Origin of the sequence: Streptomyces sp. NPDC021212 (genome assembly GCF_044332925.1) — a bacterium.
GTDB lineage: Bacteria > Actinomycetota > Actinomycetes > Streptomycetales > Streptomycetaceae > Streptomyces.
Window position 1 is genome coordinate 296,507 of record NZ_JBIRPZ010000010.1, and the last position, 19,648, is coordinate 316,154.

The 19,648-nt window shown below is 71.9% G+C and carries 20 protein-coding genes; 9 read left to right on the forward strand and 11 right to left on the reverse strand.

Features of this window, described 5'->3' with window-relative positions:
- Nucleotides 1-139: 139 nt before the first annotated feature.
- From ACH4SI_RS27210 to rbsD, 5 genes are all read left to right on the forward strand, one after another.
- Nucleotides 140-1,156 (forward strand): LacI family DNA-binding transcriptional regulator, encoded by a 1,017-nt coding sequence (locus tag ACH4SI_RS27210; RefSeq protein ID WP_398299984.1) that lies wholly within the window; start codon nucleotides 140-142, stop codon nucleotides 1,154-1,156.
- The gene (locus ACH4SI_RS27215) at nucleotides 1,153-2,817 is read left to right on the forward strand and encodes a sugar ABC transporter ATP-binding protein (protein ID WP_398299986.1); all 1,665 of its coding nucleotides are present in this window, start codon (nucleotides 1,153-1,155) and stop codon (nucleotides 2,815-2,817) included. Before ACH4SI_RS27210 ends, ACH4SI_RS27215 begins: the two co-directional genes overlap by 4 nt.
- A complete protein-coding gene (locus ACH4SI_RS27220; protein WP_398299988.1) occupies nucleotides 2,807-4,756 on the forward strand; it encodes a substrate-binding domain-containing protein in 1,950 nt (649 codons plus the stop codon). Before ACH4SI_RS27215 ends, ACH4SI_RS27220 begins: the two co-directional genes overlap by 11 nt.
- Before the next feature lie 110 nt (nucleotides 4,757-4,866).
- Nucleotides 4,867-5,793: a ribokinase gene (locus ACH4SI_RS27225; protein ID WP_398299990.1), complete on the forward strand. Its 927-nt coding sequence runs from the start codon at nucleotides 4,867-4,869 to the stop codon at nucleotides 5,791-5,793.
- Entirely contained in the window at nucleotides 5,790-6,188 is a 399-nt protein-coding gene (gene rbsD / locus ACH4SI_RS27230) for a D-ribose pyranase (protein WP_398299992.1), read from the forward strand. Before ACH4SI_RS27225 ends, rbsD begins: the two co-directional genes overlap by 4 nt.
- A gap of 174 nt (nucleotides 6,189-6,362) precedes the next feature.
- Here rbsD and ACH4SI_RS27235 read toward each other — a convergent pair whose 3' ends face one another.
- Nucleotides 6,363-7,529 carry a serine hydrolase domain-containing protein gene (locus ACH4SI_RS27235; RefSeq protein WP_398299994.1) on the reverse strand — a complete coding sequence of 389 codons (1,167 nt, stop codon included), beginning with the start codon at nucleotides 7,527-7,529 and terminating at the stop codon, nucleotides 6,363-6,365.
- A 233-nt stretch (nucleotides 7,530-7,762) separates the two neighbouring features.
- On the opposite strand from ACH4SI_RS27235, the gene ACH4SI_RS27240 reads away from it, so the two are divergent.
- The 4 genes from ACH4SI_RS27240 (at nucleotide 7,763) to ACH4SI_RS27255 (ending at nucleotide 9,610) form a co-directional block, all read left to right on the forward strand.
- The gene (locus ACH4SI_RS27240; protein WP_398299996.1) at nucleotides 7,763-8,092 is read left to right on the forward strand and encodes a hypothetical protein; all 330 of its coding nucleotides are present in this window, start codon (nucleotides 7,763-7,765) and stop codon (nucleotides 8,090-8,092) included.
- Nucleotides 8,093-8,157: 65 nt separating this feature from the next.
- On the forward strand, nucleotides 8,158-8,790 hold the full coding sequence (locus tag ACH4SI_RS27245) for a sigma-70 family RNA polymerase sigma factor (RefSeq protein ID WP_398299998.1): 633 nt from the start codon (nucleotides 8,158-8,160) through the stop codon (nucleotides 8,788-8,790).
- On the forward strand, nucleotides 8,787-9,128 hold the full coding sequence (locus ACH4SI_RS27250) for a hypothetical protein (protein ID WP_398300000.1): 342 nt from the start codon (nucleotides 8,787-8,789) through the stop codon (nucleotides 9,126-9,128). The genes ACH4SI_RS27245 and ACH4SI_RS27250 overlap by 4 nt, the downstream gene beginning before the upstream one ends.
- 86 nt (nucleotides 9,129-9,214) lie before the next feature.
- Nucleotides 9,215-9,610, forward strand: coding sequence for a signal peptidase I (locus tag ACH4SI_RS27255; RefSeq protein ID WP_398300261.1), 396 nt, complete (start codon nucleotides 9,215-9,217; stop codon nucleotides 9,608-9,610).
- Here the strand turns inward: ACH4SI_RS27255 and ACH4SI_RS27260 are convergent.
- The 10 genes from ACH4SI_RS27260 to ACH4SI_RS27305 form a co-directional block, all read right to left on the reverse strand.
- On the reverse strand, nucleotides 9,598-10,005 hold the full coding sequence (locus tag ACH4SI_RS27260) for a DUF6336 family protein (protein WP_398300002.1): 408 nt from the start codon (nucleotides 10,003-10,005) through the stop codon (nucleotides 9,598-9,600). The genes ACH4SI_RS27255 and ACH4SI_RS27260 overlap by 13 nt on opposite strands.
- Nucleotides 10,006-10,027: 22 nt before the next feature.
- Nucleotides 10,028-10,858 carry a sugar phosphate isomerase/epimerase family protein gene (locus ACH4SI_RS27265; protein WP_398300004.1) on the reverse strand — a complete coding sequence of 277 codons (831 nt, stop codon included), beginning with the start codon at nucleotides 10,856-10,858 and terminating at the stop codon, nucleotides 10,028-10,030.
- Entirely contained in the window at nucleotides 10,855-12,024 is a 1,170-nt protein-coding gene (locus ACH4SI_RS27270; RefSeq protein ID WP_398300006.1) for a dihydrodipicolinate synthase family protein, read from the reverse strand. The genes ACH4SI_RS27265 and ACH4SI_RS27270 overlap by 4 nt, the downstream gene beginning before the upstream one ends.
- A complete protein-coding gene (locus ACH4SI_RS27275; RefSeq protein ID WP_398300008.1) occupies nucleotides 12,021-13,181 on the reverse strand; it encodes a Gfo/Idh/MocA family protein in 1,161 nt (386 codons plus the stop codon). The genes ACH4SI_RS27270 and ACH4SI_RS27275 overlap by 4 nt, the downstream gene beginning before the upstream one ends.
- Nucleotides 13,182-13,320: 139 nt before the next feature.
- Nucleotides 13,321-15,120: a hypothetical protein gene (locus ACH4SI_RS27280; protein ID WP_398300010.1), complete on the reverse strand. Its 1,800-nt coding sequence runs from the start codon at nucleotides 15,118-15,120 to the stop codon at nucleotides 13,321-13,323.
- Entirely contained in the window at nucleotides 15,117-15,704 is a 588-nt protein-coding gene (locus tag ACH4SI_RS27285; protein ID WP_398300012.1) for a hypothetical protein, read from the reverse strand. Before ACH4SI_RS27285 ends, ACH4SI_RS27280 begins: the two co-directional genes overlap by 4 nt.
- Nucleotides 15,705-15,710: 6 nt before the next feature.
- The gene (locus ACH4SI_RS27290) at nucleotides 15,711-16,586 is read right to left on the reverse strand and encodes a carbohydrate ABC transporter permease (RefSeq protein ID WP_398300014.1); all 876 of its coding nucleotides are present in this window, start codon (nucleotides 16,584-16,586) and stop codon (nucleotides 15,711-15,713) included.
- The gene (locus ACH4SI_RS27295) at nucleotides 16,583-17,545 is read right to left on the reverse strand and encodes a carbohydrate ABC transporter permease (protein ID WP_398300016.1); all 963 of its coding nucleotides are present in this window, start codon (nucleotides 17,543-17,545) and stop codon (nucleotides 16,583-16,585) included. Before ACH4SI_RS27295 ends, ACH4SI_RS27290 begins: the two co-directional genes overlap by 4 nt.
- Complete coding sequence (locus tag ACH4SI_RS27300; protein WP_398300018.1) at nucleotides 17,542-18,831, reverse strand: ABC transporter substrate-binding protein; 1,290 nt, start codon at nucleotides 18,829-18,831, stop codon at nucleotides 17,542-17,544. Before ACH4SI_RS27300 ends, ACH4SI_RS27295 begins: the two co-directional genes overlap by 4 nt.
- Before the next feature lie 64 nt (nucleotides 18,832-18,895).
- Nucleotides 18,896-19,645: a cupin gene (locus ACH4SI_RS27305; protein ID WP_398300020.1), complete on the reverse strand. Its 750-nt coding sequence runs from the start codon at nucleotides 19,643-19,645 to the stop codon at nucleotides 18,896-18,898.
- Between the last annotated feature and the right edge of the window lie 3 nt (nucleotides 19,646-19,648).

The following is a 19,648-nucleotide window of genomic DNA, read 5'->3' on the forward strand; positions in this document are numbered from 1 at the left end:
GCGCGTCCGGCGGAGCGGATCATCACGATCCGGTTGCGGCCCGTTCCGGCGTCTTGCCCCACACTCGTGTAATCGATTCCAATCTCCCTCGGCGTCATCGATGTAATCGATTCCACGAGGACCACGAGGAGGTGGGGCGATGCCGGCCATCAAGGACGTGGCGCAGCGCGCCGGGGTCTCCGTCGCGACGGTCTCCCGGGTGCTCAACGACCACCCGGCCGTCCGTACGGACACCCGGGACAAGGTGCTCGCCGCGGTCGCCGACCTCGGCTACCGCCCCAACGCCGTCGCCCGCTCGCTGCGCACCCATCAGACCCGCGCCCTCGGGCTGGTCATCAGCGATGTACTGAATCCTTTCTTCACCGAGCTGGCCCGCTCGGTCGAGGACGCGGCCCGGGACCGTGGCTACAGCGTGGTCATCGGCAACGCCGACGAGCGGCCCGACCTCCAGGACCATCACGTCGGCACCCTGGTGGACCGCCGCATCGACGGCCTGCTGGTCAGCCCCACCGACGGCGGCTCCCCGCTGATGCTGGACGCCGCCCGTACGGGCACGCCCATGGTCTTCGTCGACCGCTGGATCGAGGGCGAGGGGCTGGACGAGGTGCCCGTCGTCCGCACCGACGGCGGGGCCGCGGTCCGCGATCTGGTGGCCCATCTGCACGCCCTCGGCCACCGCCGGCTCGCCATCATCGCGGGCCCGGCCGCCACCACCACCGGGCGCGAGCGGGTGGACGCCTTCCGCTCCGCCCTGCGCGAGTTCGGCCTCGCCCTGCCCGCCGACCACATCGGCCAGGGCGACTTCCAGGCCGGCAGCGGGCGGCGGGTCACCGCCCGCTTCCTCGATCTGCCCCACCCCCCGGAAGCGATCTTCGCCGCCGACAATCTGATGGCGCTCGGCGCGATGGACGAGATCCGCTCGCGCGGGCTGCGGGTGCCCGACGACGTGGCGCTGGCCGCGTTCGACGACATCCCGTGGTTCGTCCACACCGATCCGCCGATCACCGCCATCGCCCAGCCCACCGGAGACCTCGGCCACGCCGCCGTCCGCGCGCTGATCGACCGCATCGAGGGGCGACCCGCCGCATCGGTGACCCTGTCCGCCCGCCTGGTCCCCCGCCGCTCCTGCGGCGAGCCCGAAGGGAGCACGCCATGACCACGACGCCCAGCCCCGAGCCGGAACCGGCGCCGCCCGCGCACGCGGGCCCGGACGCTGACGCGCACGCGAACGCGGACCACGGTGCGGAGATCCTGCGGATGGAGGGGGTCCGGAAGACGTTTCCCGGCGTGGTCGCGCTGGACGGCGTCGACTTCGACCTCCGCCGGGGCGAGGTGCACGTACTCCTCGGCGAGAACGGCGCGGGCAAGAGCACGCTGATCAAGATGCTCTCCGGCGCGCACCGCCCCGATGGGGGACGCATTCTGGTCGACGGGAGCCCGGCCCGTATTCACGGGGCGCAGGATGCCGAGCGGCTGGGCATCGCCACCATCTACCAGGAGTTCAACCTCGTCCCCGACCTCAGCGTCGCCGAGAACATCTTCCTGGGCCGCCAGCCGCGCCGCTTCGGGCTGGTCGAGCGCACGAAGATGGACGAGCGGGCCGCCGAACTCCTCGCCCGCGTCGGCGTGGACGTCTCCCCCCGGACCCGCGTCCGCGACCTCGGGATCGCCCGGCTCCAGATGGTCGAGATCGCCAAGGCGCTCAGCCTGAACGCCCGCGTTCTGATCATGGACGAGCCGACCGCCGTGCTCACCACGGAGGAGGTCGACAAGCTCTTCCGGATCGTCCGCACGCTGCGCGCGGACGGGGTGGGCGTCGTCTTCATCACCCACCACCTGGAGGAGATCGCCGCCCTGGGCGACCGCGTGACCGTCCTGCGCGACGGCCGCAGCGTCACCCAGGTCCCGGCCGCCACCGACAGGGACGAGCTGGTGCGGCTGATGGTCGGACGGTCCATCGAGCAGCAGTACCCGAGGGAGCGCCCCGCGTCCGACGACACTTCCGCAAGCGACGGCAAGCCGTTGCTGAAGGTCCGGGGGCTCACCCGTGACGGCAGCTTCCACGGCATCGACTTCGACGTGCACGCCGGAGAGGTGGTCGGCCTCGCCGGGCTCGTCGGGGCGGGCCGTACGGAGGTCGTACGGGCGCTCTTCGGCGCCGATCCGTACGACACCGGAACCGTCGAGGTCGGGGGCGTACCGCTGCCCCGCCATGACGTGGTCGCCGCGATGGACGCCGGGATCGGCCTCGTACCGGAGGACCGCAAGGGCCAGGGGCTGGTCCTGGACGCGTCCGTGCAGGAGAACCTGGGCCTGGTCACGCTGCGCGGCGCCACCCGCGCCGGGCTCGTCGACCGGGCCGGGCAGCGCCGCGCGGCGGAGCGGATCGCCGAGCAGCTGGCCGTCCGGATGGCCGGTCTCGACCAGCGGGCGCGCACCCTCTCCGGCGGCAACCAGCAGAAGATCGTCATCGGCAAGTGGCTGCTCGCCGACAGCAAGGTGCTCATCCTCGACGAGCCGACCCGCGGCATCGACGTGGGCGCCAAGGTCGAGATCTACCAGCTCATCAACGAACTCACCGCGTCCGGCCACGCCGTCCTGATGATCTCCAGCGACCTCCCCGAGGTGCTGGGCATGAGCGACCGGGTCCTGGTCATGGCCCAGGGCCGGATCGCCGGGGAGCTGACCGCGCGGGAAGCGACCCAGGACGCCGTCATGGCCCTGGCGGTGAAGGACGTCAAGGGCGTCGAAGGAAGCACAGACGGCGCCGACGAAGGAGTCGGCGCCAACGAAAAGGAGGGCTCCCGTGGCCACTGACACGCTCGCGTCCACGAAGGACCCCGGGGGCCCGGCCGTACTGCGCCGCGTGCTGCTCGACAACGGCGCGCTGAGCGCCCTGGTGCTGCTGGTGGCGGCGATGTCGCTACTGTCCGGCGACTTCCTTGACCCCGACAATCTCCTCAACGTCGGCGTCCAGGCGGCGGTCACCGCGATCCTCGCCTTCGGCGTCACCTTCGTCATCGTCTCCGCGGGCATCGATCTGTCGGTCGGCTCGGTGGCCGCGCTGTCCGCCACCGTGCTCGCCTGGTCGGCGAGTTCGCAGGGGCTGCCGGTGTGGCTCGCTGCGCTGCTCGCCGTCGCCACGGGTGTCGCGTGCGGCCTGGTCAGCGGGGCGCTGGTCTCCTTCGGCAAGCTGCCGCCGTTCATCGCCACGCTCGCGATGCTGTCGGTCGGCCGGGGCCTCGCCCTGGTCATCTCGCAGGGCAGCCCCCTCTCCGTCCCCGGCTCGGTGTCCGGCCTCGGCGACACCCTCGGCGGCTGGCTGCCGGTCCCGGTGCTCGTGATGGTCGCGATGGGCCTGATCACCTCCGGGGTGCTGGGCCGTACGTACGCGGGCCGCGCGATGTACGCGATCGGCGGCAACGAGGAGGCGGCCCGGCTCTCCGGCATCCGGGTGGGCCGTCAGAAGCTCGTCATCTACGCCCTGTCCGGCGGCTTCGCCGCGATCGCGGGCATCGTGCTCGCCTCCCGGCTCTCCTCCGCGCAGCCGCAGGCCGCGGTCGGTTACGAACTCGACGCGATCGCCGCGGTCGTCATCGGCGGCGCGAGCCTGTCCGGCGGCGTCGGCAAGGCGTCCGGCACGCTCGTCGGCGCGCTGATCCTGGCGGTGCTGCGCAACGGGCTCAACCTGCTGGAGGTCTCCGCCTTCTGGCAGCAGGTCGTCATCGGCGTCGTCATCGCGCTGGCGGTGCTGCTCGACACCGTGCGGCGGCGCGCCGGGGCCCGGCCCGCGGCGCCGGGCGCGTCGGCGGGCGGGCCGTCCGGTGGCGGCCGTAAGGCGGCCGTGAACGCCGGGAAGTTCGCGGTCGCCGCCGTGGTCGTCGCCGCGTTCGCCTTCGGCTCGTCCCTGTGGCACTCCGGTTCGGACGGCGGTACGAAGCCCAAGGTGGGGCTGTCGCTCTCGACCCTCAACAACCCCTTCTTCGTCCAGCTCAAGTCGGGCGCGCAGGCCGAGGCCAAGCGCGCCGGGATCGGCCTCACCGTCACCGACGCCCAGAACGACGCCTCCCAGCAGGCCAATCAGATACAGAACTTCACCAGTCAGAGCATGAAGTCGATCATCATCAACCCGGTCGACTCCGACGCGGCGAGCCCGTCCGTCAAGACGGCCAACAAGGCCGGTATACCGGTGCTCGCCGCCGACCGCACGGTCAACAAGGCGGACATCGAGTCCCTGGTGGCCTCCGACAACATCGCGGGCGGCAAGCTCGCCGCGAGGACGCTGGCCGAACGGCTCGGCGGCAAGGGCAAGATCCTGGTCCTCCAGGGCGTCGCCGGTACGTCGGCCTCGCGCGAGCGCGGCCAGGGCTTCGCGGAGGGGCTGAAGGCGTACCCGGGCATCAAGGTCGTCGGCAAGCAGCCCGCGGACTTCGACCGCACCAAGGCCCTGGACGTGACGACCAACCTGCTCCAGGCCCACTCCGGCGTCGACGGCGTCTTCGCCGAGAACGACGAGATGGCGCTCGGCGCGATCAAGGCGCTGGGCTCCAAGGCGGGCAAGTCCGTCAAGGTCGTCGGCTTCGACGGCGAACCGGACGGCCTCAAGGCGGTGCGGAACGGCACGCTCACCGCGACCGTCGCCCAGCAGCCCGAGGAGCTGGGGCGGTTGGTCGTACGGAACGCGATCAAGGCGGCGAAGGGCCAGAAGATCGCCGGAGCGGTCAAGGTCCCGGTGAAGGTCGTCGCGGCGAAGTGAACCGGCTCACCGCCTGACGCGTAACGGCTGACAGGTGACAGGTATCGGCTGACACGTAACGGCTGACAGGTATCAGCTGACAAAATTGCGCGTCTGAAAGGACATACCCCATGCACGACTACGACCTGCTGGTCGTGGGGTCGGCCAACGCCGATCTGGTGGTCGGCGTCGACCGCCGCCCCGGGGCCGGGGAGACCGTCCTCGGCTCCGACCTGTCCGTCCACCCGGGCGGCAAGGGCGCCAACCAGGCCGTCGCGGCGGGCCGCCTGGGGGCCCGTACGGCCCTGCTGGCCCGGGTCGGCGACGACGACCACGGCCGGCTGCTGCTGGACTCGCAGCGGGCGGCCGGGGTCGACACCGTCGGCGTCCTGGTCGGCGGCGCGCCCACCGGGGTCGCGCTGATCACGGTGGACCCCTCGGGCGACAACAGCATCGTGGTCTCCCCCGGCGCCAACTCCCGGCTCACCCCCGGGGACGTGCGCGGCGCCGGGAGCCTGCTTGCCGCCGCTCGCGTCGTGTCGCTCCAGCTGGAGATCCCGCTGGAGACGGTCGCCGAGGTGGTGCGCGCCGCGGCGGCGGGCTTCGGCGACCGCCCCGGGCCGCGCGTGGTGCTCAACCCCTCGCCGCCCGCGCCCCTGCCCGCCGACGTACTGGCCGCGTGCGATCCCCTCGTCGTCAACGAGCACGAGGCGCGGTATCTGCTGAGCGACCATCCGGCCGGGACCGCCACGGACCCCGAGGCGTGGGCGTCGGCGCTGCTGGAGCGCGGCCCGCGCTCAGTGGTGGTCACCCTGGGCGGCGCGGGCGCGCTCGTCGCCGACCGCGACCGTACGGTGCGCATCCCCAGCCTGCCGGTCGAGGCCGTGGACACCACGGGCGCCGGTGACGCCTTCACCGGTGCGCTCGCCTGGCGCCTGGGCGTCGGCGACGACCTGGAGACCGCCGTCCGGTACGCCGTGCGCGTCGGCGCGGCCGCGGTCACCCGGGCCGGGGCGCAGGCGTCGTTCCCGACCGCCGACGAGGTGGCGGCGCTGTGAAGCGTGCGGGGATCCTCAACCGTCATCTGAGCGCGGGCATCGCGCTGTTGGGCCACACCGACACGGTGATGGTGTGCGACGCGGGCCTGCCGATACCGTCCTCCGGTCCCCTCGTCGTCGACCTGGCCTTAACGGCGGGAGTGCCGTCGTTCGAGCAGGTGCTGACCGGGCTGCTGGACGAGCTGGTGACCGAGGGGGCCGTCGCGGCGCGGGAGGTGAGCGAGTACAACCCGGCGGCGTTGGCCCTGCTCGACTCCTGCTTCCCGTACCCCGCGCTGGATCTCGTGTCGCACGAGGAGCTGAAGTCCCGGACCTCCGACGCGAAGCTGGTCGTGCGGACCGGCGAGGCACGGCCGTACGCGAACGTACTGCTGCGGTGCGGCGTGCCGTTCTGACGGTGCCCTGTTCCGAACCCGTGCTGGTGCGTTTCGAGGGGCCCGGTCCGTCGACCGGGCCCCTCGTTTCCCCCTCCCCAGGCTCCCTCTGAAATCCCCCCAGATCCCCTCCCAGGAAGCCCGATGCCAGGTACGACCGGCCAGGGCGGGGAAGGGTTGCACGATTTTCTGAAGTTATCGATCTGTGACGTCGGCTCCGCAGAACTCCGCCTCGATCACCTTGAAGTAGCGGGACGAGTCCGGGAGCCGGTCGCCGTTGGCGTTGAACGTCAGCTGATGCGTGCCGTCCTCCGTGCCCACCACCGCCGACAGCGAGCCATTGGTGCGGCCGGTCTTGCCCACCACGCTCACCCCGCAGGACAGGGTGGCCACTTCGACCCCGAGCCCGTACCCGATACCACCCTCCGAGGGCATCTCGTTCAGCATCTCGTCCAGCTGGGCGCGGGGCAGCAGTCGGCCGCGCATCAGGGCGCGGTCGAAGCGGTTGAGGTCACCGGCGGTGGATATCAGCTCGCCCGCCGCGCCCAGCCAGCTCATGTTCTGCTCGGTGGCGTCGTGGACCGGGGCGCCGGGGGAGTCGTCGTGAAGCCATGAGTACGCGACGGGGTGCGGCCCCGGCATCCGCGAGCTGGTGCCAGGGAACGACGTCGCGCGCAGCTTCAGCGGCTTGATGATCCGCCGCGTCACCTCCTGCGCGTAGGAATGTCCCGTCGCCTTCTCGATGACCATCCCCGCGAGGACGTAGTTGGTGTTCGAGTACCACGGGTCCCCGCCCGGCGCCGAGTGCGGCGGATGCTTCATCGCGACCGCCACCAGGTCCTCGGGCGTGTAGGTGTCGTAGCGGTGCTCGGGGAAGCCGCTGCCGGAGGTGTTGAGCTGGAGGTCCGGGTCGTCGGTGTAGTTGTAGAGGCCGCTGGTGTGGTTGAGCAGGTGCCGCAGGGTGATCCCGGCGCCGTCGTTCCCGTTGCCCCGCACCAGCCCGGGCAGCCACTTCTCGACCGAGTCGTCCAGGCTCAGCCGTCCCTCCGCCTCCAGTTGGAGGAGCACGGTCGCGATGAACGGCTTGGTAATGCTCGCCGCCCGGAAGTGGTCACCGGGCGACCGTTTCCGACTGGTGTCGGTGTCCGCGTACCCCGCCGACCCGAACCAGGTCTCCCCACCGTCCCGCACCATGGCCGCCACCCCGGGCATTCCTCCCTCCTCCACCCACTCCCGCAGCGCGTCACGCGTGGCCTCGTGGCCGTCCGTCGTGGCGGCGTGCGCGGGCGTGAGGGTGGCGGCGCCCACGGCCAGGCTCACCACCAAGGCGCATAAGCCGCCGCGTGCCGTTCTCTGTCTCATCCGCAGACCTCCGGTTCACCGAGGGGCCTGGGTGGCCCCCGTGGTGTGAGTGACGCGGTCCGCGTTCCAGGGGTTGATCCGGCCGGTCTCCGGAGAATGTGTGGGTGGTGCGACAACCTCGGGTGGCGCCGCGCGTCTGGTGGGGTGAAGGCGGGTTCCCGGGACGGCCGTTCGGCCCCCTCGGTGCCGCCTGTCCCGTCAGTGCTCCTTCGACCTCCTGGAGTCGTTGTCCTATGCGGCACATCCGCGCCAAGAAGCTGAACCGCCCCGCACGCGCCTGGGTTCTGGGGTCGGCCGCCGGTATCGCCCTGATCCTGGGCGGCGGCATGGCCGCCCAGGCGGCCACCGCCGACCACTCGCGACCGCCCAAGCCGGTCCCCTCCACCCCGGACACCCCGGTGCCGACCCCGGCCAACCCCAAGCCCGTCCCGTCCACCCCGGCCAAGCCCAAGCCCGTCCCGTCCACCCCGGACACTCCGGCGCCGGCCCCCGTCCCCGGTGACGCGGAGGGCAGGCCCCTGCCCGCCCCCGCCGAGCCCGGGCCCGCTCAGGCCGGCCGCTAGCAGCCACGGACGGGGCAGGCCGGATCCGGAGCCGGTCTGCCCCACCGATGAGGTGAACGAGGACGATGCAGCTCACTCATGCCCTGCCCTGGTGGGTCCGGCTGCTCCGCCGCACCCGGACGACCGCCTCCCCGCCGGGCGTGGAACCGCCACCCGCCCGGCGGCGGTTCCGGCTGTTCAAGCCGGTGGAAGGCCAGGACGGCCGGGAGCCGGGCCCCACGCTGGCCGATCTGTACCGGGCCCGGCGGCTGGACATGGTCCGGCTGGCGGTGTTCCTGGTGGACGACCAGCACACCGCCGAGGACGTCGTCCAGGACGCCTTCGCCGCGGTATGCCGCAGGCACGGTTCCGCGTTGGACAGCCTGGAGGACGCGCACGCCTATCTGCACACCGCTGTCGTCAACGCCGCCCGCTCCGTGCTGCGCAGACGCCGCACGGCGCGCGCGTACACCCCACCCCACCAGGGGCAGGGCGCGCCGGTCGACGAGCGGCTGCTGCTCGCAGAGGAGCACCGCCAGGTTCTGGACGCGCTGGCGAAACTCACCCGGCGCCAGCGTGAGGTACTGGTGCTGCGCTACTGGTCGGATCTGACCGAGGCGCAGATAGCGGAGACCCTGGGCGTGTCCCGTGGAACAGTGAAGTCCACCGCGAGCCGCGCGCTGGACACCCTCGAGAAGCTGCTGGAGGTGGACCGATGACAACGAGGCGTCCCGCCGTCGAACGACGCCTGCGCACCGCCCTCGACGCCCGCGCGCGGCTCGTCACCGCCCACGACCTGTCACCGGCGCGGCCTCCCACGGGCCGGGCCTGGGGCACCCGCCGGATATGGCGGACCGCGTCCCTCGTCGTCGTAGCCGCGGCCGCCACCGCCGTCCTCTGTTTCCTGCTCCTCCCCGGCTCGCCGGAGCGAAGCCGCCCGGCGCCACCGGCACACGACCCCCGCATCTCGGACACCCCCACCCCCACCCCCACGCCGAGCGATAGCCCCCGCCCCCGACCGTCCCCCTCGAAGCCGGTCCCGGGACCGCCCCGCTGATCAAGGACGCCGACGCTCGTTCGGCCGATGCGACCGGGGGAAGGTCGCGCGGCCGGCTGCTAACTTGCGGAGGCGTGGACGACAGCGTGAACGACAGCGTGTACGTGGGCAACGCGGGCAAGGACGCGGCACTGGACCGCGGGTGGATCCTCGGGCACTTCAAGGATGCCGACGATCCCCGCCACAGCGCGGACGTGGAGATCAAGTGGGGTGTCCACCCGCCCGGGGACGAGCGGGCGGAGTGGGTGCGGGGCGAGGAGCGGACGGCTCTGCTGGTGCTCATCAGCGGCCGCTTCCGCGTGGAGCTGCCCGGCCGCAGCGTCCTGCTGGAGCAGCAGGGTGACTACGTCGTGTGGGGGCACGGCGTCGACCACTCCTGGGTCGCGGAGGAGGAGTCGGTGGTGCTGACGGTGCGGTGGCCGTCGGTGCCCGGCTACGCGGTGCCCCGGGAGGGCGAGGCGGACGGGCGTCAGCTGCCGTAGAGCCAGCTCCCGTAGGCCGCCTCGTCGACCACGCCGTTGAGCCCGATCGCGGCGGACGCCAGGACCAGGACCATGACGCCGCAGCGGACCATGGTCGGGGCCATGATCGTGGCGCCCTCGTACTGGCTGGTGAGCGAGCGAAAGTCGCGCCACCGACGGATGTCGCCGCGGCAGCACGCCCAGAGGAACGCGCCGAACACGACGAACACCCCGCCGAAGACGAGCGCCATGCCGCCGACGACCGCGAGGAATTCCTCCCGGTCGCTGTGGTCGCCGACGCGCCACATGGCGATCAGCAGGACGACGATCGACGCCAGTCCGTACAGCGCCCCGCGCAGCAGGACGTCACGCACCCGCAGCCGTGGCCGGGTGATTCCGCGCTCCCCCGAGTTCATGGCCGCACCCTATCCAGCGCGGCTACAGCACCAGCGCGCGGTAGCGGTCGGCCACCTCTGCCAGGACCTCGGCGCCGTCGCGGGCCCAGAGGTCCGGGTTGAAGATCTCGACCTCGATGGGGCCGTCGTAGCCGGTCGCGTCGACCTGCTCGCGGAACCAGCGGAAGTCGACCGCGCCGTCACCGAGCTGGCCGCGCCCCAGCAGCACGCCCTCCGGCAGCGGCGTGACCCAGTCGGCCAGCTGGAAGGCGGCGATGCGGCCCTCCGCGCCCGCGCGGGCGATCTGGGCGGCCACCGTGTCGTCCCACCACAGGTGGTACGTGTCCACGACGACGCCGACCTGGTCGGCCGGGAAGCGTGTCGCCAGGTCGAGGGCCTGGGCGAGGGTGGAGACGACGCAGCGGTCGGACGCGTACATCGGGTGCAGGGGTTCGATGGCCAGGCGGACGCCGCGCTCGGCGGCGTACGGGCCCAGCTCCCCCAGCGCGTCGGCGATGCGCTCGCGGGCGGCGAACAGGTCGCGGCTGCCGGGCGGGAGGCCGCCGGAGACCAGGACCAGGGTGTCGGTGCCGAGGGTGGCGGCCTCGTCGATGGCGGCGCGGTTGTCGGCCAGGGCGGCGGCGCGCTCAGCGGGGTCGATCGCGGTGAAGAAGCCGCCGCGACACAGCGACGTGACGGTCAGCCCCGCGTCGCGGACCAGCCGGGCGACGGCCTCCACGCCGTACTTCTGGACCGGCTCGCGCCACAGGCCGACGCCCGTGACGCCCGCCTTGACGCAGCCCTCCGCCAGCTCCGGCAGCGACCACTGCTTGATCGTTTCCTGGTTCAGGCTCAGGCGCGGCACGGAACTCATTGGGCGATTCCATGGACGGACAGCAGGTGTTTCATACGGGACTCCGCCAGGGCCGAGTCCGGGAACAGGCCCAGGCCGTCGGCCAGTTCGTACGCCCGCGCCAGGTGCGGCAGCGAACGGGCCGACTGCAGGCCGCCCACCATCGTGAAGTGCGACTGGTGGCCCGCCAGCCAGGCGAGGAAGACCACGCCCGTCTTGTAGTAGCGGGTCGGGGCCTGGAAGAGGTGGCGGGAGAGTTCCACCGTGGGGTCGAGCAGGGCGCGGAAGCCCGCGGTGTCGCCGGTGTCCAGGCGGCGTACGGCCTCGGCGGCGAGCGGGCCCAGCGGGTCGAAGATGCCCAGCAGGGCGTGGCTGAAGCCGCGGTCGTCGCCCGCGATCAGCTCGGGGTAGTTGAAGTCGTCGCCGGTGTAGCAGCGGACGCCGTCCGGGAGGCGGCGGCGCAGGTCGATCTCGCGCTGGGCGTCGAGCAGGGAGACCTTGATGCCGTCGACCTTGTCGGGGTGGGCGGCGATCACGTCGAGGAAGGTGCGCGTGGCGGCGTCCAGGTCGGTGCTGCCCCAGTAGCCCTCCAGGGCCGGGTCGAACATCGGGCCCAGCCAGTGCAGGACGACCGGTTCGGTGGCCTGGCGCAGCAGGTGGCCGTACACGTCCAGATAGTCGTCGGGGCCCTTGGCCACGGCGCACAGGGCGCGGGAGGCCATGAGGATCGCCTGGGCGCCGGATTCCTCGACGACGGCGAGCTGTTCCTCGTAGGCCGCGCGGACCTCGTCCAGGTTGTACGGGTAGCCGATCTCGGTGACGGCGAGCTGATCGGTGCCCACGCCGCACGCGATACGCCCGCCGACCGCCTTCGCCTCGGCCGCCGAGCGCCGGATGAGTTCGGCGGCACCGGCCCAGTCCAGGCCCATGCCGCGCTGCGCGGTGTCCATGGCCTCGGCCACGCCGAGCCCGTGCGACCACAGGTGGCGGCGAAAGGCGAGGGTGGCGTCCCAGTCGACGGCGGCGGGGCTGTCGGGGCTGACATCGGCGTACGGGTCGGCGACCACGTGGGCGGCCGAGAAGACGACCCGGGAGGTGAGCGGGGCGCCGGATGTCAGCGACAGCGGTTCGGTGCGGGGCTCGTAGGGGCGGGTGGCGCCGCCCGGCCCGGGCAGGTGGAGGGTCACAGGCTCAGCTCCGGTACGTCCAGCCGGCGGCCCTCCGCCGACGACGCGAGGCCCAGCTCGGCGAGCTGGACGCCGCGGGCGCCGGCCAGCAGGTCCCAGCGCCAGGGCTCGTCCAGGGCGACGTGGCGCAGGAACAGCTCCCACTGGGCCTTGAAGCCGTTGTCGAACTCCTCGTTGTCGGGGATCTCCTGCCACTGGTCGCGGAAGGACTCGGTGGCCGGGAGGTCGGGATTCCAGACCGGCTTGGGGGTGGCCGAACGGTGCTGGACGCGGCACTTGCGCAGGCCCGCGACGGCCGAGCCCTCGGTGCCGTCGACCTGGAACTCGACCAGCTCGTCGCGGTTGACGCGGACCGCCCAGGAGGAGTTGATCTGGGCGATGGCGCCGCCTTCGAGCTGGAAGATGCCGTAGGCCGCGTCGTCGGCGGTGGCGTCGTACGGCTTGCCCTGCTCGTCCCAGCGGGTCGGGATGTGGGTGGTGGCCTGGGCCTGAACGGTGCGGACCGCGCCGAACAGCTCGTGCAGGACGTACTCCCAGTGCGGGAACATGTCGACGACGATGCCACCGCCGTCCTCGGCGCGGTAGTTCCAGGAGGGGCGCTGGGCGCTCTGCCAGTCGCCCTCGAAGACCCAGTAGCCGAACTCGCCGCGGATCGAGAGGATCTTCCCGAAGAAGCCACCGTCGATGAGCCGCTTCAGCTTCAGCAGGCCCGGCAGGAAGATCTTGTCCTGGACGACGCCGTGCTTGATGCCCGCGGCCTGGGCGAGCCGGGCCAGTTCGAGGGCGCCGTCGAGGCCGGTGGCGGTCGGCTTCTCGGTGTAGATGTGCTTGCCCGCCGCGATGGCCTTCTTGATGGCGTCCTCGCGGGCGGCGGTGACCTGGGCGTCGAAGTAGATCTCGACGCTGTCGTCGGCGAGCACGGCGTCCAGGTCGGTGGAGACGTCGGCGGCGGGGTCGAGGCCGTGGCGCTCGGCCATGTCCTTCAGGGCGTACTCGCGGCGGCCGACGAGCAGCGGTTCGGGCCACAGCACGCTGCCGTCGCCGAGGTCGATGCCGCCTTGTTCACGGATGGCGAGGAGTGACCGGACGAGGTGTTGGCGGTATCCCATCCGGCCGGTCACACCGTTCATGGCGATCCGCACGGTCTTGCGTGTCACGTGGCTTCGTCTCCTCACCAGGGTCACCGTAAGCGCTTGCAGTAAGCGCTTTCTAAAAACTAACGCTAGCCGCCCCGGCCACCCCTGTACAGAGCAGGCACAGGGGAGACACAGAGGCGGTCAGCGCTTCAGCGTGAAGTCACCGCAGCGTCAAGCGATATGCGAGAGGCGAACGCCCGGTGATCAGCACGCGCAGCCCGGACACGGGCAGATCGCCGCCCATCCAGGTGTAGCGCTCCCCCGGGTCCACGACGGCGGGCTGGCGCGGGCCGCTGCCGTTGCCCGGGCCGAAGGTGATCACGTCATCGCCCGACGTGTACGTCCCGTACCCCTTGACCAGCTGGTATGTGTCCTTCTGGCCGGGCACGGGCTCGACGCCGCTCAGCGTGCCCCCGGCGCGGAAGCACAGTTCGAGGGCGAGCGGGACCTCGGACTCGCCGACCTCGACGTCCAGGTTCCAGCCGCCGTCCGCCTCGGCCGCCCGCACCTCGGTGTGCAGGGTGCGCCACTGCTTGGGGCGGTGCGGGAAGTCCATGGCGGACCAGAAGCGGCCGTCGTCGGTCAGCGGGTAGCGGCCGTCGGGGCGGCGGTGTTGCGGCGGCAGCGGTAGGTGGAATCCGGCGCGGACGTCCGCCCACAGGCGCCAGCCGTCCGCCGTGCGCTCGACGTTCTCGGCGCGGAAGTGGCCGAGCGAGAAGAACTGCGGGGACAGCCGCAGCGAGTCCAGGATCGCCGCGCCCTTGCGCCACTTGAAGAAGGTCGGGTTGGTGGACAGCCCGGAGGAGATCGCGTGGACGTCGGGGAAGTCCGTGCCGCCGAAGAGGGACGTACGGGTCGCGCCCCGGCCGATCCGCACGAGCCCGCTGTCCTTGTCGTGCCAGGTGAACTCGGACGGCACCGCGGTGGCCTTCGGCAGCGGCGCGGCCAGCTCCGGTTCGTCCAGCACCTCGGCGAGGAAATCCCCGAGCGGGGTCTCGTCGAAGGTCTGGTCCGCCCCGCGCCGCTGAACGGTTTCGGCCATGGCCGCGAAGCGCCCGTCCTTCTCCCGTAGCGCCAGCGCCCGGTACTGGAGCCAGTACTCGGACAGATGCTTGACCGTCTTCTCGTCCTGGCGGCGCGAATGCACCGTCTCCACATCGCCGTTGGGCTCGACGAGGTGGAGCGTGGCCTCCAGGTTGCGGCGGACGTTGTCGTACAGCTCGGGGCGGCCGGTGAGCCGGGCGAGGGTCAGCAGCGCGGGGTTGGTGACGATGGGCGCGTACGTGGCGCTGCGCTCGCTGTACTGGCCCGCCTCGTACTGGTCGATGCCCTCGGCCAGCCAGGCGTCGATGCGGCGGGTGTAGCGGGCGTCGGGCCAGAAGGAGTGGATGCGGGCGAGCGCCGCGCACACCTTCCAGCGGTGGTTGGGGGTGTGCAGCCCGCCGGTGGCGAGCCCCGACCCGGCCTTGCGGAGGATCTTCTTCAGGGTGGCGCGGATCGTCGCGGTGGACGCGTGGTCGTCGTCGTCCAGCAGGCCGTACAGCAGGCCCAGGTCGACGATCGAGAAGGCGGTGTCCGGCGGGGAGTGCACCGCGCCCTGGTCGAAGAGGCCGTCGTCGAACTGGGCGGCGGCCAGCGCGTCGGCGAGCCGGGTCATCGGCGCGATGAGCGCCGCGTCGTGGTGGTGCTCCGCTTCAGCCCACACATGGACCGAGGTGAGCAGGCGCAGACTGCGGGCGGCGGGGCGGGCCTGGCCGAGGTTGTTCAGCTGGGCGAGGGTGGCGTCGAGCCCGTCCACCACCTCGGCCACCCGCTTGTCGGCGGCCTTGGTGAGCAGCTCCAGGAACGGCTTGTCGGTACGGCCGGTGGCAGCGGCGGCCGACGCGCCCGGGGCGCCCGCGGCGAGCAGTCCGCCCGCGGCGGCGGATCCGGTGACGAAATGGCGGCGGGGCATGCTCATAGATGGTGCTCCGTGGCTCTGGCGGCGATCGCGAGCGGACCGGGGACGAGGAACACGAGGGGCGGATAGGCCCAGGCGCAGACGGCGGCGGTGGCCACGGCCAGCAGCAGGAGGAGGCTCGCGCGGGGCGTGCGCACAGTGGCGTACGCCGCCGAGCGTAGCGCGGTGCGCCAGCTCGTCGCCGATTCGGGGCGGGCGCAGGCCCGCAGCAGGACGACGACGAGCAGCCCGCCCACGATCAGCAGCGCGGGCCGGAAGGCGACCGCGCCGGGCAGCCCCGCCCCGGCCGCGAGCGCGTTGAACAGCAGTAGCGCGCCGCCGGCCAGCGTCCCGGCCCCGGCCAGCAGATCGCCGGTGCGCAGCCGGGCCCGCAGGGCGCGGAGGTAGCCGCCCGCGGTGGCGGGCGCGTCCTCCCGTACCCGCCGGTCGAGGACGGCGCAGGCCGTGGACATGGCGGCGGGCGCGGTGATCAGCGGCAGCGAGGCGGCGGCGGTGGCCAGCCCCACCGCCAGGACGTCGGCGAAGAGGGCGAAGCGCGGGCCGGTCAGCTCGCCCGGTTCACGGGTGGTCGCGGAGGACGGCATGGCGGCTCACCCCTTGATTCCGGAGTTGGCCATGCCCTCGACCAGGAACCGCTGGAAGGCGAGGAAGAAGAGCACGATGGGCAGCAGGGCGAAGACCGACATCGCGAACATCGGGCCGAAGGCCGACTGGCTGGAGGCGTCCACGAAGGAGCGCAGGGCCAGGGTCAGGGTGAACTTCTCCGGCTCGAAGAGGTAGATGAGCTGGGTGAAGAAGTCGTTCCAGGTCCAGATGAAGGTGAAGATCGCCGTGGTGATCAGCGCGGGCCTGATCAGCGGCAGGATGACGCTGAAGAAGGAGCGGAAGGGCCCGCAGCCGTCGATCCGGGCCGCCTCCTCCAGCTCGCGCGGCAGCCCGCGCATGAACTGGACGATGAGGAAGACGAAGAAGGCGTCGGTGGCCAGGAACTTCGGCAGGATCATCGGCCAGTAGGTGTTCACCATGCCGAGCTGGTTGAAGATGATGTACTGCGGGATGAGGATCGCGTGGTGCGGCAGCATGATCGTCGCGATCATGAAGGCGAACAGCGGCCCGCGCATCCGGAACCGCAGCCGGGCGAAGGCGTACGCGGCGAGCGAGCAGCTGATGACGTTGCCGAGGACGGCGCCGCACGCGATGAGCAGCGAGTTCCACAGCAGCCGGCCGACGCTGACCTCGTTCACGCCCTCCATGGCGGTGCTGTAGTTGCTCCACTCCAGGTGGCTGGGGAGCAGCTTGAGGCTGGCGATGACCTCGTCGGCCGGTTTGAACGAGGTGGCCACCAGCCAGGCCAGCGGATACAGCATCACCAGCAGGACGGCGATCAGGCAGACGTGCAGCACGATCCGGCCCGTGGAACGCCCCTGGGCCACAGGCGCGCCGGCGTTGATCGGGGCGGTGGTCATCGGGCCCCCTCGTTGTTGTCGTTGGCGTAGAAGACCCAGGCCCGGGAGGTCCGGAAGAGCACCGCGGTGACGGCGGCGATGGCGAGCAGCAGCGCCCACGCCATGGCGGAGGCGTAGCCCATGTGGGAGGCGGTGAAGGCGCGGTCGTAGAGGTAGAGGGTGTAGACGAGGGTGGAGTCCGCGGGTCCGCCCTTGCCCGCGCTGACCGCGAAGGCCGGGGTGAAGACCTGGAACGCCTGGATCATCTGGAGCACCAGGTTGAAGAAGAGCACCGGTGACAGCATCGGGATGGTGATGGAGCGGAACTGCCGCCACCAGGACGCCCCGTCGACCGCAGCCGCCTCGTACAGCTCGGCGGGGATCTGCTGGAGCCCGGCGAGGAAGATCACCATGGGGGCGCCGAACTGCCAGATGGTCAGCAGCGCGACCGACAGGATCGCCCAGCCCGGCCTGTTGATCCAGCCGCCGATGTCGATGCCGACGCCGGAGAGGAGGTTGTCGACGGTGCCGCCGTCGTTGAAGATCGCCCGCCAGACGAGGGCGATGGACATCGACGCGCCGAGCAGCGAGGGGGCGTAGAACGCCGAGCGGTAGAAGCCCTTGCCGCGCTTGACGGACTTGAGCGCGATCGCGACGGCGAGGGCCAGCACCAGCTGCAGCGGCACCGCGATCACGACGTACGTCAGCGTCGTGACGACCGACCGCCAGTAGCGGGGGTCCTCGGTGAACATCTGCGTGTAGTTGCGGAGGCCCACCCACTGCGGGGCGTCGAACATGTCGTAGTCGGTGAACGACAGATACAGCGAGACGGCCATCGGCAGCAGCGTCAGCACGGTCGCGCCGATCACCCATGGGGACAGGAACACCCAGGCGGCGCCCTGCCTCTCGCGCTTCGGTGCCCGCTTGGCGCCCGCGGCGGGGGGCGCGGCGTCCTGGGAGCGGGTCGCGGTCGCGGTCATTGCCTCAGCTCCGCCTTCGCCTCGGTGATGTAGTTCTCCGCCGCTTCACGCGGCGACATGCGCTCGTACGACACCTGGTCGTAGTCGCGGCTGAAGGTGGACTGCAACGAGGCGTCGCCCTTGGGCGGCGCGGCGGGCGGAGCGCTGAGCTTGCCCTCGAACTGCTTCTGGTACGCGGAGATGACCTGGTCGAAGCCCTCCAGCTTGGGCAGCACCTTGTCCCGGATCGGGTCGTTGGCCGGGATGCCGCGGGTGGCGCCGAGGATGGCCCCGGCCGCCGGGTCGTTGAGCAGGAAGTCGATGAACTGGGCGGCCTGCTTGGGGTGCTGGGTCTTGGCCGAGGCCCCGAAGAACATCGACGGCTTGTAGTACAGGGCGGGCTTGCCGTCGTCACCGGCGGGCAGCGGGGCCAGCTTCAGCCCCTTGCCGACGATCGGGTCGTAACCGCTGGACGGCGCGTCCCAGTTGAAGTCGGAGACGGCCTTGAGGCGGCCGAGCGGGGTGTTCTCCACCGTGCCGTCCATCTGGGTGGTCTGCTCGGCGGGGGCCACCACGCCCTCCTTGCGGAGCTTGGTGGTGAACTCCCAGAAGCGGGTCAGATCGTCGGCCGTGAAGCCCAGCTTGCCGCCGTCGGTGTAGAGGGCCTTGCCCCGGCCGCGCAGCCAGATCTCGAAGACGTCCTCGCTCTGGCCCGGGTCGGTGGAGCCGACCCGGCCGCCGGTGGCCTTGGACTTCGTCAGCTTGCGCATCGCGTCGGTCCAGTCGTCCCACGTCCAGTCGACGGTCGGCTCGGGGACGCCCGCCTTGCGCCACAGCGCCGCGTCGTACGCGATGGTCTCGGCGCCGCGGGCGACCGGCAGCGCGTACTGCTTGCCCTCCACGACCCCGGTGGCCAGCAGCCCCTTGTCGATGTCCGCGGTGCGCAGCTCGCGGTGCTTGCCGAGGTCGAGCAGGATGCCGGAGGTGGCGTACTGGTTGATCTGCCGGTAGTCCAGCTGCATCACATCGGGTGCGTCGCCGCCCGCGGCCTGGGTGGCGAGCTTCGCCTTGTACGTGTCGAAGCCCGCGAACGACGTGCTGATGTCGACGCCCGGGTGGCGCTGCTCGAACAGCTTGACCACCTTCTCCGTACGGGCCGCCCGGTCGGGGTTGCCCCACCAGGTGAACCGCAGGGTGACCTTGCCACCCGAGCCGCCGCCCTCACCGCCGCCGCAGCCCGTGAGGGTCCCGCCGAGTGTGAGGACGAGAGCCAGGGCGCAGGACACCGTTGTCCGTTTTTTGCGCATCGCCGGGCCGACCTCCCTCCTGTGATGTGCCGATGTGCCTGTTCGTGTGGGGGGATGCCGGTGCTTATTCGCCGTAGTACGGGAGCGTGGCGCCGGGCAGTTCGTATTCGTCCCGCCGTCCGCACATGCCGTAGCCGCCGCGGCGGCTGGGCCCGGTCGCGGTGACGCGCGCGTCGGCGAGGTGGGCCGGGTCGCCCGCGGCGAGCGCGGTCAGTTGCTCACCGGTGCGCTGCGCGGCGGCGAGCGCGCCGTCCCGCCAGCGCGGCTCCCAGCCCTTGACCTTGGGCGCGACGATCCGCACCGCCGCCTCGTGGAAGGCGCGCAGCGGTGCGTCGTCGCCCTTCTCGGCGGCGGCCCGCAGGGCGAGATAGCCCTCGACCGCCAGGTCCCGGCGGCGCCGGGCGGCAGCGTCCGCCTCCGGGCCCTCCTTGGCGGGCAGTGCGGCGGCCGCCGCGTAACGCTCGGGGTCGGCCAGCACCTCCGGCGGGAACGTGAACACCGCGTCCCCGGCCTCGGGCAGCCCGCTGTTCTGCATCAGCACGGTCACTTTGAGGCCGCCGCCCTGCACCATGCGGTGCACCGTGCCGGGGGTGAACCACACCACCGCGCCCGGCTCCAGCGGCGTCTCGGTGAAGCCGTCGGCCACGGTCAGGGTCTGGACGGCGCCGCGCCCGGCCGTGACCACGTACGCCTCGGTGCAGGCGAGGTGGAGATGGGGGCTGCCGCCGCACACGCCGTCGGCCGCCTCCCATTCGTACGCGCTGATGTGGGACATCCCCACGCCGCCCGGCAGGGGGGCGGGCATCGCGCTCATCTC